Raw genomic sequence first — 14,675 nt, forward strand, 5'->3', positions numbered from 1 at the left:
TTGAATGAAATAAGATTGGAAAAATATTATTTCTTGAGTTGATTAAGCTGTATTGAACATAAGAGACGTATGCTTAAATCGAAGTGGATATACGGAATAAAATTGCTTTTAGAGCTAAATTTTAAATTAAAAAATATGGATTTACAAAAATTAAAGATGATTGAGTTAAGTACTCATGAAATGATGTCTGTTAGAGGAGGAGGGGAAATTGCGTATTGGTTGGGTTATGCGATGGGCTATGCTTCAGGTAAAATTGAACAGGCGAAAGAATGGCTTGAAGAAACTATGAGAGATTAGGTTGTATGGTGTTTAGTATCGAAATTCTGAATAGGATATACCGGTTTCATAAAACATTAAGTAAAGCAAAGTTATTTATAACCGCTTTCGGGGTGTTGTATTTTATAACGACTTTGATTTCTGTAATCGGTAACTTTATTCAGGAAGATGCATATCAAATTGAAGCATTAGAGGGAAAGAGTTTGATTTTGGTTTTTTTTCTTCTTGTTGTAGTGGCACCGGTAGTTGAAACCTTTATTTTTCAATATGGTATTATAGAGTTATGTCTTTTGGTGCGATCAAAATATAACAAACAAATAGCATTGTTTGTTTCGGCATTGTTGTTTGGACTGTCTCATAGCTACAATATAATATATATTGTTTTTGCTACAATTATGGGAGTATCATTGGCTTTTTATTACCTGTGCTTTCGGAAATATGAAACAAAATATGCAATATTGGCTGTCATGATATTACATGCGTTGTTAAATGGTATTACTTTTTTCTTCAACTATGTGTTGGAAATCGAAATATAATGTTAGTTCCGGTGTGGTTCTACTGCTTTTATTTTGAGAATAATACGGCATTTCCGTTTTTCAGAGATTTGAAATAACAGCTTTTGTAATTTTATGGTGTTATAATTTTGATTCTTTTATTGTTTAAGTTAAAAAGAAGTTAAAAAATAAATATTTCTCTTCTACGGGTTTAAAAAGTGATAATAGTTTAATCTTTTAACGTTTCTTAACATTGAGTTAACATTGTGTGAAAATAAAAGGCTAAACTTTGTGGAAAATTTTAAAACACAACTGCAGCATGAAAAATTTGAAAAATTGGTTATTACTGATGCTATTCTCTTTAGTGTCAACGGTAGCCTTTTCACAAACCAAAATTACAGGAACCATCACTGATGGCGAATTGAAAGGTTCGCTTCCCGGAGCAAGCGTTATTGTTAAAGGAACTAACGAAGGTACTACTACCGATTTTGACGGAAAATTTACATTAACTACCAATGCAAAATCAGGTGAATTGATCATTTCATTTATCGGATATGCTTCAAAAACCGTAACTTTTAAAGGGGAATCCGGAAAAACGGTGAACATTGGAAGCGTAGAATTACAATCGGATTCCAATACCTTAGAAGACATTGTTGTTGTTGGTAAAGGAGTAATCGACTTAGCAAAAGATCGTAGAACACCGATTGCCGTGTCTACTATCAAAGCTTCTGAAATTCAGGCTAAAGTAGGATCAGCCGATATTACACAAACATTGGTAAATACACCTTCAGTTTACGTTGCCGGTCAGGCAGGTGGATTCGGTGATTCAAGAGTAAATGTTCGTGGTTTTGCACAGGATAATACGGCTTTCTTATTGAACGGTCAGCCAATCAACGGTATGGAAGACGGTAAAATTTACTGGTCTAACTGGTCCGGAATGTCTGATATCGCAAATGGTATTCAAATTCAAAGAGGTTTGGGATCTTCTAAATTAGCCATCTCTTCAGTGGGAGGTACGGTTAACTTTATTACCAAAGCTACAGATAAAAGACAAGGTGGATTCGCTTCTTTCGGATTGGCGAATAACGATTATTTCAAATCGACTATCGGTTACAATACCGGTATGAATGCAAAAGGATGGGGAATGAGCGTTATGTTTACACATTGGCAAGGAGACGGATATAACTACGGAACAAAAGGTGAAGGGCAAAGCTACTTTATCTCTGTGGGATATCAGCCGAATAGCAAACATAATTTTAACTTCTTATTGACCGGTGCACCACAGGAGCACGATCAGAACTTTACCAAAACAATTAAAACGTATTTGGATAAAGGAAGAAGATTTAATGATAACTGGGGTACTTTAAACGGAAAATACCTTTCTGAAAGAACAAACTTCTATCATAAACCGGTTGCCAACTTTAACTGGGATTACACAATCAGTGATAAAACACAATTGTCTTCTGTATTATATGCTTCATGGGGACGTGGAGGAGGAACTGGAAACTACGGAAAAAGTAGTGCCAAGCTAAGAACTCCGGACGGACAAATCGATTTTGACGGTATTTATGCTTTCAACCAGACGGCTCCGAACGGAGACGGAAATCCGAATAATAACTACCTGATCCGTTCTTCTATGAACAACCACTCTTGGTATGGATTGGTGTCAAACCTAAAAACAGAATTGACGAAAAACCTAAACCTTAACTTTGGTTTGGATTTAAGAACATACAACGGAACACACTACAGACAAGTTTCGAATTTCTTAGGATTAAACAGCTGGACAGAATCCAGATCTTTAAGAGATAATACACACCAAACGGTTACACCACCTGTATTTAATACAGTAACAGATCAAATGGGAACAAACCCATGGACATCAATGTTTAATACTACTCCGGAAAACCAAAGAATTGATTACGATTATAGCGAAACCATTTCGTATGGCGGATTATTCGGTCAGTTAGAATATTCGGATGAAAAAGTATCGGCGTTCTTCCAGGGAGCGGTATCAAACCAATCACACAAACGTGAGGATCGTTATGATTACCTACCGCAATTTAAAGATTCTGAAAAAGTAAACAATTGGGGATATAACGTTAAAGGAGGTGGTAGTTACAACATTACCGAAAACAACTCTTTTTATGTGAATGCAGGATATTACTCAAGACAACCTTACCATGATAATGTGTACCTGAACTTTACAAATGCAGTGAATCCGTTATCTTCTAACGAAAAAATTCTAGGTTTGGAAGCAGGTTATAGCTTTAAATCGAAATTTTTAAGTGCTAACCTTAATGCTTACAGAACATCTTGGAAAGACAGAGTAACCACAACATCTAGTACAACAACTGCTGATGGCGTTATCGGAACAACACCTGTAGCTGCGGGAAGTCTAATCTACAAAACAAATCAGGGAGTTGAACAAATTCACAACGGTTTGGAATTAGATGTAATTGCAAAACCATTCAGTCAATTAGAAATTAAAGGTTTTGCTTCTGTTGGAAACTGGAAATACAAAGGAGAAGTAGTAACGACACAGCGAGATGAAAGTTTAAATACATTAGATGAAAAGAGAGAAGATGTAGACGGAGGTAAAGTGGGTGATGCTGCACAAACTACTTTCGGTGCAGGATTCAAATACGAAATCGTTGAACGTCTGTCTTTTGATGCAGACTGGAGAAACTACTCTAAATTATATGCTAACGTTGGTGCTGTAAAAGACAACTTGGAATTACCATCTTATAACTTGGTTGATGCAGGTGTATCTTACAAAATGTTAGTAGGAAAAGATAAAAAGAACTCAGTTCAGTTCCGTTTAAACGTTAACAACTTGTTTAATGAAATCTATTTGACAGAGTTAACAAGTAATATTAAAACAACAGCAAATATCAATAATGCCAACCCGGCTCAGGGAACATATCAGTCAACTGGTAGAGTTTACAAAGGTATTGCTGACGGAAACCAGGGATATTTCGGATTCGGAAGAACATGGAATGTAACACTTCGATATAACTTTTAATTAATTATCCGTGACTAGTCCTAAAATAACGATACAGGATTAATACTAGTAAAAATAGCTTTTTTAGACAGAAGTAGCTTCCGAGTTACTTCTGTTTTTTGTTTTATAAGTTTTTATTTTAATACTTCTTTGTAAATGCATTTGATTAGGTGTTAGCATATAGTTTGACCAATGTGGTCTAATCTGGTTATATTTTTTAATAATCTCATCTATGAGTTTCTTCATTAAATATAGTTCAAGATGATAGGTATCAATTCTAAACTCTTGTTTTAATATTCCGTTTATTCTTTCAGCCACTGCGTTTTCATACGGATCTGAGTTTTGTGTCATACTGCATTTTAGACTGTATTTCTTTAATAAATACTGATACTCATCCGAACAATATTGTATTCCCCTGTCTGAATGATGTATCAATGATTCAGACTTAAATATCCTATTCTTACGAGCCATTTTTAAGGCTCTGATACAGCCTTGTGTACTGAGAGAATCAGATACATCATATCCCATTATCTTTTTTGAATAGGCATCAGTTATTAAACTCAGATAACAAGGCTTTTCTCGTTTTCCAATATAGGTGATATCTGATACCCACACTTGTTCCGGCCTTGTAATATCCAGCTCTTTTATCAAGTTAGGATGTTTTCTAAAACGATGGTGTGACCATGTGGTAAGATGATAACTCCTTTTGGGGTGTATCAATAAATGATTAGCTTTTAAAATAGAAAAAAACTTATCTCGGCCTACTTTTAATGCTTTAAGTTCAGTTATAAGAATATGATACAGTTTACGTGTTCCTAACCGAGGTTGAGCTATACGTTGCTCTTTTACAAGTGTTACAACCTGTTCTGCCAAGGTTCTTCTGAATTTAGCGCGCTTAATACTTCGATAATAAACCTGCCTGTTTATCCCGAACAAACCACAGGTAAAACTTATGTTTTCCTGCCTTTTTTGACTAAAGGATTGGATTGTCCGGGAGGTAAGTTTTTTCGAATATCGATATTGTATTCCTTTTCCGCAAGGTCTATCATCATATCAAAAATAATAGCTTTAGAATCAGAAATATGGTTTTGTTTTTCAAGCTGAGCTTTCTGCTTTTCCAAAAGTTTTACCTTGGCTTCAAGCTCCATAATTCGTTGTTCTGGTGTCTTTGGCATATTTGATGGTGTTTGGTTCTCCCAATCAAAGTTACCATATTTTCTGAGCCAATTCACAACTGTGGACCGTGCCTGGATACCATATTTCTTCTGGGCTGCATAAGTTGACAATTCTCCCGATTCAATTTCCTTTGTAATCTGAATCTTTAAACTTAAGGAGTAGTCTTTTTGGGTACGTTTAACATAAGTGGTTTGTTTTTCCATAATAACGCTTTTTTTTGTATCGTTATTTCAGGACGAGACACCGTTATAATAAGAAAACCTCCCAATCGAAAGAAAGGGAGGTTTTTTTATTGATAAAAGTTGAAGAATTACGTTGATTGATGCATTTCTTGATAAACGCCGTTTAACGTCGCTAAAAAGTGATCAACAGGTTGAGCGCCCTTAACTGCATATTTGTTGTTTAAAACGAAGAAAGGAACGGAATTTATGCCGAATTGATACGCTTGCATCTGATCGGCTTTTACCTCATCAGCAAATAAGTTGTTGTCGTATACATTTTGAATGTCGGATGCTGTTAATCCGAAGTTCGTTCCGATTGCAATCAGCGTTGGAATATCGTCAATATTTTTTCCTTCGGTAAAATAAGCGCGGAATAAAGCATCTTCAATATCATTTTGTACGCCTTTGGTTTTAGCAAAAGCCGATAACTGATGCGCTTTCATACTGTTGGCCGGTACTGCTTTTTCAAAGTGGAAATCCAAACCGACTTCACTTGCGATTTCTGTTGCGTTTGCATGCATCTCTTCCGATTCTTCCAGACTGATCCCTTTACGACTCGCCATACTCTGAGCAGCAGAAATGGAAGTATCGGTTACAGCTTCAGGATCCAGTTGAAATGCACGCCAGGTGATTTCTACAGCATCTTTATGTTCAAATTGGGCTAAAGCCTTTTCAAATTTTGTTTTTCCAATATAGCAGAACGGACAACGAATGTCACTCCATATTTCTATTTTCATATCTCTTTAATTTTAATTCATCATTTCCATCAATTCCAAAGCGCGTTTGATCGATTTTACATTCTCGAAGGTCAATAGTAAACGCAGTCCGTTTTTGGTTTCTTTTTCTTTCATTTTACACAGATTGCCCTGTTGTTGTACAAAACGCAATACAGTGTGAAAACGATTGGACTGGTAAAAATCGGATTGTTGGTCGGCAACAAAATAACCTACCATTTTTCCTTGCTTTAAAACCAGTTTTTCGATACCCATTTTGGTAGCAATCCACTTGATACGAATACTGTTTAATAAAGAAACAGCCTGTTTCGGTAATGGTCCGAAACGGTCGATTAGTTTCTGTTCATATTTCTGTAGATCGTCTTCCGTTTTAATAATGCTCAATTCATTATACAGATTCAGACGTTCTGAAATGTTATTGATATATTCGTCCGGGAATAAAATTTCAAAATCTGTATCGATCTGAATGTCTTTTACATATTCTTTGGTTTCAATATCGTTTTCTTCCGGATAAAGATCCTTGAACTCGTTTTCTTTTAACTCCTCGATCGCTTCATTCATGATCTTCTGATAGGTGTCAAAACCGATTTCATTGATAAAACCGCTTTGTTCACCACCTAATATATCACCGGCACCGCGAATCTCAAGATCTTTCATGGCAATATTAAAACCACTTCCCAATTCGCTGAATTGTTCCAGAGCCTGAATTCGTTTGCGGGCTTCTTCTGTCATAGCAGAATACGGCGGACAAATAAAGTAACAAAATGCTTTTTTATTGCTTCGGCCTACACGTCCGCGCATCTGATGCAAGTCGGAAAGTCCGAAATTATTAGCGTTATTGATAAAAATCGTATTCGCATTCGGAACGTCTAATCCGCTTTCGATAATGGTAGTGGCAACTAATACATCGAATTCACCATCCATAAAAGCAAGCATCAGTTCCTCGAGTTTTTTGCCGTCCATCTGACCGTGTCCTACGCCTACTTTGGCTCCCGGAACCAGTCGCTGAATCATTCCGGCAACTTCTTTAATGTTTTCGATGCGGTTATTAATAAAATAAACCTGTCCGCCGCGTTCAATTTCATATGAAACAGCATCCCGGATTACTTCTTCGTTAAAACCGACAACATTCGTTTCGATTGGGTAACGATTAGGCGGTGGTGTCGTAATAACCGATAAATCACGTGCTGCCATCAACGAGAATTGTAAGGTTCTCGGGATAGGAGTTGCTGTCAACGTTAACGTATCAACATTTTGGGCGATGGTTTTTAATTTATCCTTTACGGCTACTCCGAATTTCTGTTCTTCATCGATAACCAATAAACCTAAATCTTTAAAAACGACATTTTTATTCACTAACTGATGGGTTCCGATAATGATGTCCAACTTACCGCTTTCCAGTTCTTTCAGGATTTCGGTTTTTTGTTTGGCTGTCCGGAAACGGTTAATATAATTTACGTTAACCGGCATATCTTTTAATCGATCACGGAATGTTTTGTAGTGCTGAAATGCTAAAATGGTAGTCGGAACCAGAATGGCGACTTGTTTTCCGTTGTCTACGGCCTTAAAAGCAGCGCGTATTGCGACCTCCGTTTTTCCAAAACCAACATCACCACAAACCAAACGGTCCATTGGACGGTCGTTTTCCATATCCGCTTTAACATCCTGAGTTGCTTTTAACTGATCCGGCGTGTCTTCATAGATAAAAGAGCTTTCCAGTTCGGCTTGTAAATAACTGTCCGGTGAAAAAGCATATCCCTTATCCAATCGGCGTTTAGCATATAATTGAATCAGGTTAAACGCAATATGTTTAACACGAGCCTTCGTTTTTTGTTTTAATGTTTTCCAGGCGCTCGATCCCAGTTTGTATATTTTTGGCGGCGCACCGTCTTTTCCGTTGTATTTGGATATTTTATGTAAGGAGTGAATGCTTACATATACAATGTCATTATCGGCATAAACCAATTTAATAGCTTCTTGTGTTTTGCCTTCAACCTGAATTTTCTGTAAACCACCAAACTTACCGATTCCGTGATCAATATGAGTTACATAATCGCCTACCGATAATGTGGTTAGTTCTTTTAAGGTAATGGTTTGTTTTTTTGAATAACCGTTTTTGAGGTTAAACTTATGGTAACGTTCAAAAATCTGGTGATCGGTATAACAGGCTATTCGGTTTTCTTCATCGATAAATCCCTGATATAATGGTGCAACAATAGTTTTATATTGTTTTCGGATGTCTTCATGATTGGTTTCGTCTAGTGATTCGAAAATATCGTGAAAACGTTTTGCCTGTCCTTCATTCGAACAGAAAAGATAATTTTTGTAACCGTTAAAATGATTGTCATTCAGATTGTTGAGTAATAAATCGAACTGTTTGTTAAATGACGGTTGTGGTTGTGTATGAAATTCAACCGTTTTTTGTGTTCTGTAAATCGCTTTTGAGGCCAGTTCCACAAGTGTAAAGTCCAGTGATCTTTTTACAAAAGACGTTTGATTCAGAAACATATTCTCCGGAGAGACATGCTGAATTTCAGAGGATAATTTTTGAAAGGCTTCATTTGCTTTTTCAAATAATTTATCCAGTCGGCTTAGTAATAAATCCGTGTTTTGGACAAAAATAACCGTTTGAGGACTAATATAGTCCAGAAAACTTTCACGGTTTTCTTTTAGGAATTTATTTTCGACATTCGGGATGATCGTGATTTTTTTCTGTTTTTCGATCGATAGCTGTGTTTCTACATCGAAAGTACGGATACTATCTACTTCATTACCGAAAAATTCAATTCGGTAAGGATTGTCATTAGAAAAGGAAAAAACATCAATGATTCCGCCACGTACGGAAAATTCTCCGGGTTCCGATACGAAATCAACCCGTTTAAAATTGTATTCAAAAAGAACTTCGTTGATAAAGTCGATGGAAATATTGTCTCCGGTAGCGACTTTTAATGTGTTTTTATCCAGTTCCTTACGAGTAACTACTTTTTCGAAAATAGCATCCGGATAGGAAACAATAATCGATGGTTTTTTGCGGGAGTTGATTCGGTTTAAAACTTCAGCCCGAAGTAAAACATTCGCATTATCTGTTTCTTCAATCTGGTACGGACGTCGGTACGAACCGGGATAAAACAAAACATCTTGATCATTAATTAGGTTTTCAAGATCATTCAGATAATAAGCCGCTTCTTCTTTATCCTGAAAAAGCAGTAAAAAAGGAAGATCACTTTTATGAAAAAGTGACTGAATTACAAATGAAAGTGACGAACCAACCAATCCTTTCAGGTGGATCTTTTCCTCTTTCTTCTGTAGGTGTTCCGCCAAAAGGTTCACTTTAGGCGATTTTTCGTATAAGGATATAATATCGGTTTTCAATGGATTACTACTTTTGATTAAGGATAGAAACTATTGTTTCGGTTCCGAGAAATTAGCACGGGCACGGCGAACAGTGTCCAATGCCTGTAACATTTCGGTTTCGCCAATCTCCTTCGGAATCTCCATTTTATAAATAATTTCAGCCATCTGATCCTGAACGGAGATTACTTCTTCCGAAACATCATGGATCAGGGCAATCACTTTTTGAGTCGGAATATAATCCAGAGAGATAAACGTTTCCAGTGATTTAATCTTGGTGTTCAATGTTGAAAGTCGGCTTTTAACAGCAGGTGTGTTAAAAATAATCGGAATGTTATTGGTTAGTGAATCCGATTTTTTAACGAGATTTATGGTTTTTAACTTAAAAGCATTCAGCGTACTTTTGGGTTTCTGACCTAATTCCTGTTTGAATTGACGCCACTCTTCCCAATTCTGGATGCGGCTCTGTACTTTGGGGTTTACGCCCGGAATATCAAACTTCCAGTTAGCATTTATTACGGCAAAAATGGAGTCCCGTTGCTGTAATGATTTTTTGTATTCTGTTTCACGCTCTTCTTTATTGTTACAAGAGAAAAGAAAAAGGGAAAAAACCGCTAAAACCGGTACTAAATATTTCATTTTTTATATGGAAGTTAGTATTAAACAACAAATTTACAAATGTTATTGAAAACTTCTTTTTTTATGGGAATTAGTTAACTAAAATTAATGCTGTTGTGTAATAATCCTGTTTCAAATTAGACAGGAAATAGCTTCGAATCGCTATCTTTGCCAAAATTTAGCTACTAATAAAAATATGAATACAACAATTTTAATTATAGGCGCCTGTGGTCAGATCGGATCTGAACTGACGGTCAAATTGCGCCAGATCTATGGAAATGACAATGTGATTGCCTCAGATATCAGAAAAGGAAACCAGGAATTTGTATCAACAGGTCCTTTTGAAGTAGTCAATGCAATGGATTTTAATCAGATTGAAGAAGTTGTTGAAAAATATCAGGTAGATGAAGTGTATTTGATGGCAGCATTGCTTTCGGCTACAGCAGAAAAGAATCCTGCTTTTGCATGGGATCTGAATATGAATTCCCTTTTTCATATATTAAATCTGGCAAAAGCCGGGAAAATTAAAAAAATATTCTGGCCTTCGAGTATTGCAGTTTTCGGACCAACTACACCAAGAATTGATACACCGCAATATACTGTAATGGAACCGTCTACCGTTTATGGAATTTCAAAACAAACAGGAGAAAGATGGTGTGAATACTACAGTCAGAAATATGGAGTTGACGTAAGAAGTATTCGTTATCCGGGTCTGATTTCGTGGACAACACCTCCTGGTGGCGGAACTACCGATTATGCAGTGGATATTTACTATAAAGCTTTAGAGGATAAAAAATATACTTGTTTCCTTTCGGAAGAAACAGCACTGCCGATGATGTATATGGATGATGCGATCAAAGCAACTGTAAGTATTATGCAGGCTCCGGCGGAAGAAGTAAAGATTCGTTCGTCTTATAATCTTTCTGCAATGAGCTTTACGCCGAAGGAAATTGCAGCAGCAATACAAAAACATATTCCGGAATTTACAATCGGATATGAACCGGATTTTCGTCAGGCAATTGCCGACAGCTGGCCGGCAAGTATCGATGATACTAGTGCCAGACAAGATTGGGGTTGGCAACATGATTTTGATTTAGAAAAAATGACAGCGGTAATGCTTGAAAATCTTTCTAAAAAACTATAATGTAAAAGGGGTTGACTCACTTTTGAGACAGCCCCTTTTTTGTATTCGTTTTGTAGTGTTTTTTACTGCTGTACTACTTGCGGTCGCAGGGATTCCAGGATAACACCCACTTCACCGATAAGATCGTTAGGAACGTTGTTTTTCTGAGCGCCAATTACCACATCGGTAATAAATTTATCCATAGCTGCATTATTAGCTTTCATTGCCATTCTCGGATTGGTAGCCGGATTATGGGCATCCATCATGTTTAAACCGGAATAGGTAAAGTTTTTGGCACCGGTTCCCACACAAAAGAAATCGGTCAGGTTTTTGCTAAGTATGGCAAGATTGGTTGTGTTTCCGGAGCCTACTTCTGTAAGTAAGGTTGAAAAATAAGGTTGTAAATCCGGATCGGCAGCGATAACAAATATTGTACTGTCTACAACCGAACGTAGTCCAAGTCGGCCTTTTTCGATCATTTGAGAAGGATTATTCGGATCGGAAACCATAGTAGTTCCGCCAAGTTTTTGATACAATGTCGGTGGTGTTACAACCGGCGGATTGTCATCATTGTCGTTACAGGAATAAAAAGTTGCAACTCCGGCCATAATAAGGCCTACGAAAGTAATTTTTAAATAGATCTTCATAATGTTTGTTTTTATAGTTAATTAAAAATTTTTTGTACCCCGTTGGAAAAACGGTAGGAAAAAGAATTGCGATCCATAATCGGGCATCCGGTTGCTTTCATTTCATCGGTAACCACAAAACGCGTTGCTTTATAGTTCCCTTTTTGAATTAGTGCTTCAAAGGCCTGATCCGCGTTGACTTTGTTTACATCGTATGAATAAACCAGAATGCCGTCTTTTATGTTAATATGTGTGTTTTTTATGCCGTCGACGCTACGAAGCTGTGAATTAATGGTTTTAGCTTTGGCAGAATCAATAGGTTCCTTAAAATCAATACGACTTAGCTGTAAATTGTTATTGTCATAGTTTTTAGGTGTGACCAAAAGAATATGTACAATAAGCGTAAGAAAGAGCAATGCTATTACTCCTAAAACGGAACCGGCTATCCATTTCGTTGTTTTGCTGATTTTCATAATATAGTTTGGTTTTAAATGTTTGATAGGATTATGTACGGAAAAAACAGAAGGTTGGTTTTAATTGAGGAAATAAAAAAACCGAACATGTTAATATGTTCGGTTTTTATAATAGGTTAGCGGAGAATTAATAAGACTTATGGTGTCTGTTTTTTAAGTTCACCGGCTAATTTGGTTTCGATGTCATTCTTCGCTTTTATAACATCATCGATTTTTTCATTTGGAACCGTCATGGAAAGGACGTAGTGTTTGATTTTCCATTCTCCGTCTTTCTTTATCATAACGCCAGAACCGCGACAAATCTTCATTTGAGTATCTAAAAGCTCGTCAAACCAGGCAATGGTGAGATCTTCATTAAAGTAAATGTTGCGTTGTAATGATTTAAAATTCCAGGCCTGCCCTTTGTCAAAGTAAGGTTTGGCAAACGCTTCAAACTCTTTTTTATCCCAGTTTTCAGTTGCATCGGTACCGATATAGATGGCATCATCAGTCAGATCATCGAAATAATCATTGTAATTAGCTTCTGCGGCAGCCTGATGCCATTCGTCGAGTGTTATATTGATTTCCTGTTTTTCTTCTTCGATAGCTTCTTTACCGGGTTTTATACAGGAAGTAAAAAGGCAGACAGTTGCTGCAAGTAGTAGTGTCTTTTGCATGTTAGTGTTGTATTAGTACCGTTTTTATGTTTACAAATTCGTGTATGCCTTCTTCTGATAATTCACGACCGTATCCTGATTTTTTAATTCCGCCGAAAGGTAATCTCGGATCCGATTTTACCATTTCGTTGATAAAAACAGCTCCTTCTTCAAATTCTGAAATACGGGATTTAATAGTGTTTATGTCTTTGGTGAATATTGAAACGCCTAATCCGAAACGGGATGTATTGCTGATAGTAATAGCTTCGTTAAGCGTTTTAAAAGGAAGCAAAGCGGCTACCGGACCAAAAACTTCTTCGTTAAAAACCGGCATGTTTTCGGTAATATTTGTTACTATAGTCGGGTCAAAATAAGCTTCGTTACGGTTTCCGCCAAAAGCGATTGTTGCGCCCATAGCGACTGATTTTTGAACCTGCGCTTCAACTTCTTGCGCTAAATCTACGCGAGCCATCGGACCGATTTGTGTATCCGGATCCATTGGGTCACCCATTTTTAACTGGCTTAAAGCGATTTTATACTTTTCAAGGAATGTGTCGTATATAGTTTCTTGTATCAAAAACCGTTTTCCGGCAATACAACTCTGACCGGCATTTTGCATTCGGGCGTTAACAGCTGTGCTAACCGCTTTTTCAAGATCGGCATCTTCGCAAACGATAAAGGCATTGCTACCGCCCAGTTCCAATACGGATTTTTTTAAATGCTTTGCAGCTTCTGTGGCTACGGCTATACCGGCATTTTCACTTCCGGTTAACGAGACAGCTTTGATGTGAGGATTACCAATTACATCGGCTACTTCTTTACTGGAAATAGGAAGGTTTTGGTAGATACCTTTCGGTAAGCCGGCGTCTTCGTATAGTGTCTGGATAATTTGTGCTGTTTCCGGAACATTGCTGGCGTGTTTCAGGACGATTGTATTTCCTGCCAGAATAGATGGAATAGCAAAACGGAAAACCTGCCAAAACGGAAAATTCCAGGGCATAACGCCTAATAATACACCAAGCGGTTCGTAGGTAACAAAGCTTTCAGTGGCTTCCGTTGTTATTTTTCGACCTTGTAAAAAAGCGGGCGCGTTTTGGATATAATAGTCACATAAAAGTCCGCATTTTTCTACCTCAGCAATAGCTTGGGAGATGGGTTTTCCCATTTCTTTGCTAATCAATTCGGCGTATTGCTTTTTGTTTTCCAGAAGTTTCGCTTTTACATTCTGAATGTGAGTGATTCGATCCGGGAGTGCTGTTTTTCTCCATTTCTGAAAGGCTTCGGCAGCACGGTTAATTTTTTCGTTAGTATCGTTTATGGCCATCGTCATCTTTTTCTATGCTAGTAAAGATACTTATTTTCGAAAAAAACAACGGTTAAAACGGGTTACATTTTTATTGCACAACGTTGAAGGTTATTTGAATTTCCGGGTGTTGTACTTAAAAAAGGAGTATACCGGGCAAAAATTAATAATTCCGGTAAGGAGTAATACGGCACCGATAGTCAGTAGAACATAGCCGAGTGTTCCGGTAATGATTTCTGTTGAGACTAGAAGTGACAAAATAATAGCAATGGTGATTCGGACAATTTTGTCGATACTACCCATATTTTTTCTCATGGTACAAATGATAAAAAGATTAGTTTTTATGTGCACTGATGATAGTAATAAGCTCCTGTTTGGAGATCAATCCGGAATGCCTCCAGATTGGTTTACCGTCTTTAAACAATAGCAGGGTAGGTACGCTTCGGATTTGGTAGGTTGCGGCAAGAGATTGATTTTTGTCTACGTCAATTTTAATAATGTGTACAGAATCGTTTAGAGTCTCTTTTGTATCCTTTAAAACGGGAGCCATTGCAGTACAAGGCTGACACCAGGTAGCAAAAAAGTCGACCAGAACCGGTTCTTTACGATTAATGATTTCTGAAAAAGTACTCATAATAGTTTCA

General features: G+C 37.1%; 15 protein-coding genes. 4 read left to right on the forward strand and 11 right to left on the reverse strand.

The genetic code is table 11. The features are described from left to right. Positions 1-135 precede the first annotated feature (135 nt). From NOX80_RS04230 to NOX80_RS04240, 3 genes are all read left to right on the forward strand, one after another. A complete protein-coding gene (locus NOX80_RS04230; RefSeq protein ID WP_256552078.1) occupies positions 136-297 on the forward strand; it encodes a hypothetical protein in 162 nt (53 codons plus the stop codon). A gap of 5 nt (positions 298-302) precedes the next feature. Beyond that, a complete protein-coding gene (locus NOX80_RS04235) occupies positions 303-812 on the forward strand; it encodes a CPBP family intramembrane glutamic endopeptidase (RefSeq protein ID WP_256552079.1) in 510 nt (169 codons plus the stop codon). A gap of 277 nt (positions 813-1,089) precedes the next feature. Continuing rightward, a complete protein-coding gene (locus NOX80_RS04240) occupies positions 1,090-3,792 on the forward strand; it encodes a TonB-dependent receptor (RefSeq protein WP_256552080.1) in 2,703 nt (900 codons plus the stop codon). A 63-nt stretch (positions 3,793-3,855) separates the two neighbouring features. Here the strand turns inward: NOX80_RS04240 and NOX80_RS04245 are convergent, their stop codons facing one another. The 5 genes from NOX80_RS04245 to NOX80_RS04265 form a co-directional block, all read right to left on the reverse strand. After that, entirely contained in the window at positions 3,856-4,707 is an 852-nt protein-coding gene (locus NOX80_RS04245) for an IS3 family transposase (protein WP_256552081.1), read from the reverse strand. 14 nt (positions 4,708-4,721) lie between these two features. Further along, a complete protein-coding gene (locus NOX80_RS04250; RefSeq protein WP_256549711.1) occupies positions 4,722-5,150 on the reverse strand; it encodes a hypothetical protein in 429 nt (142 codons plus the stop codon). A gap of 107 nt (positions 5,151-5,257) precedes the next feature. Continuing rightward, positions 5,258-5,905, reverse strand: coding sequence for a DsbA family oxidoreductase (locus tag NOX80_RS04255; protein WP_256552082.1), 648 nt, complete (start codon positions 5,903-5,905; stop codon positions 5,258-5,260). A 12-nt stretch (positions 5,906-5,917) separates the two neighbouring features. Beyond that, positions 5,918-9,232 (reverse strand): transcription-repair coupling factor, encoded by a 3,315-nt coding sequence (gene mfd / locus NOX80_RS04260; protein WP_371926087.1) that lies wholly within the window; start codon positions 9,230-9,232, stop codon positions 5,918-5,920. A 72-nt stretch (positions 9,233-9,304) separates the two neighbouring features. Beyond that, positions 9,305-9,892, reverse strand: a complete 588-nt coding sequence (locus NOX80_RS04265; protein WP_256552084.1) for a hypothetical protein — start codon at positions 9,890-9,892, stop codon at positions 9,305-9,307. A gap of 175 nt (positions 9,893-10,067) precedes the next feature. On the opposite strand from NOX80_RS04265, the gene NOX80_RS04270 reads away from it, so the two are divergent. Continuing rightward, positions 10,068-11,015 carry an L-threonine 3-dehydrogenase gene (locus NOX80_RS04270; RefSeq protein WP_256552085.1) on the forward strand — a complete coding sequence of 316 codons (948 nt, stop codon included), beginning with the start codon at positions 10,068-10,070 and terminating at the stop codon, positions 11,013-11,015. 62 nt (positions 11,016-11,077) lie between these two features. Here NOX80_RS04270 and NOX80_RS04275 read toward each other — a convergent pair whose 3' ends face one another. The 6 genes from NOX80_RS04275 to trxA form a co-directional block, all read right to left on the reverse strand. Further along, entirely contained in the window at positions 11,078-11,641 is a 564-nt protein-coding gene (locus NOX80_RS04275) for a group 1 truncated hemoglobin (protein ID WP_256552086.1), read from the reverse strand. 17 nt (positions 11,642-11,658) lie between these two features. Further along, positions 11,659-12,093, reverse strand: a complete 435-nt coding sequence (locus NOX80_RS04280) for a hypothetical protein (protein WP_256552087.1) — start codon at positions 12,091-12,093, stop codon at positions 11,659-11,661. A gap of 137 nt (positions 12,094-12,230) precedes the next feature. After that, entirely contained in the window at positions 12,231-12,749 is a 519-nt protein-coding gene (locus NOX80_RS04285) for a nuclear transport factor 2 family protein (protein ID WP_256552088.1), read from the reverse strand. 1 nt (position 12,750) lies between these two features. Beyond that, entirely contained in the window at positions 12,751-14,058 is a 1,308-nt protein-coding gene (locus NOX80_RS04290; protein ID WP_256552090.1) for an NAD-dependent succinate-semialdehyde dehydrogenase, read from the reverse strand. A gap of 84 nt (positions 14,059-14,142) precedes the next feature. After that, positions 14,143-14,346 (reverse strand): YgaP family membrane protein, encoded by a 204-nt coding sequence (locus NOX80_RS04295; RefSeq protein ID WP_256552091.1) that lies wholly within the window; start codon positions 14,344-14,346, stop codon positions 14,143-14,145. A 19-nt stretch (positions 14,347-14,365) separates the two neighbouring features. Then, entirely contained in the window at positions 14,366-14,665 is a 300-nt protein-coding gene (gene trxA / locus NOX80_RS04300) for a thioredoxin (RefSeq protein WP_256552092.1), read from the reverse strand. Between the last annotated feature and the right edge of the window lie 10 nt (positions 14,666-14,675).

The organism is Flavobacterium cerinum, from assembly GCF_024496085.1.
In the GTDB taxonomy this organism is placed as follows: domain Bacteria; phylum Bacteroidota; class Bacteroidia; order Flavobacteriales; family Flavobacteriaceae; genus Flavobacterium; species Flavobacterium cerinum_A.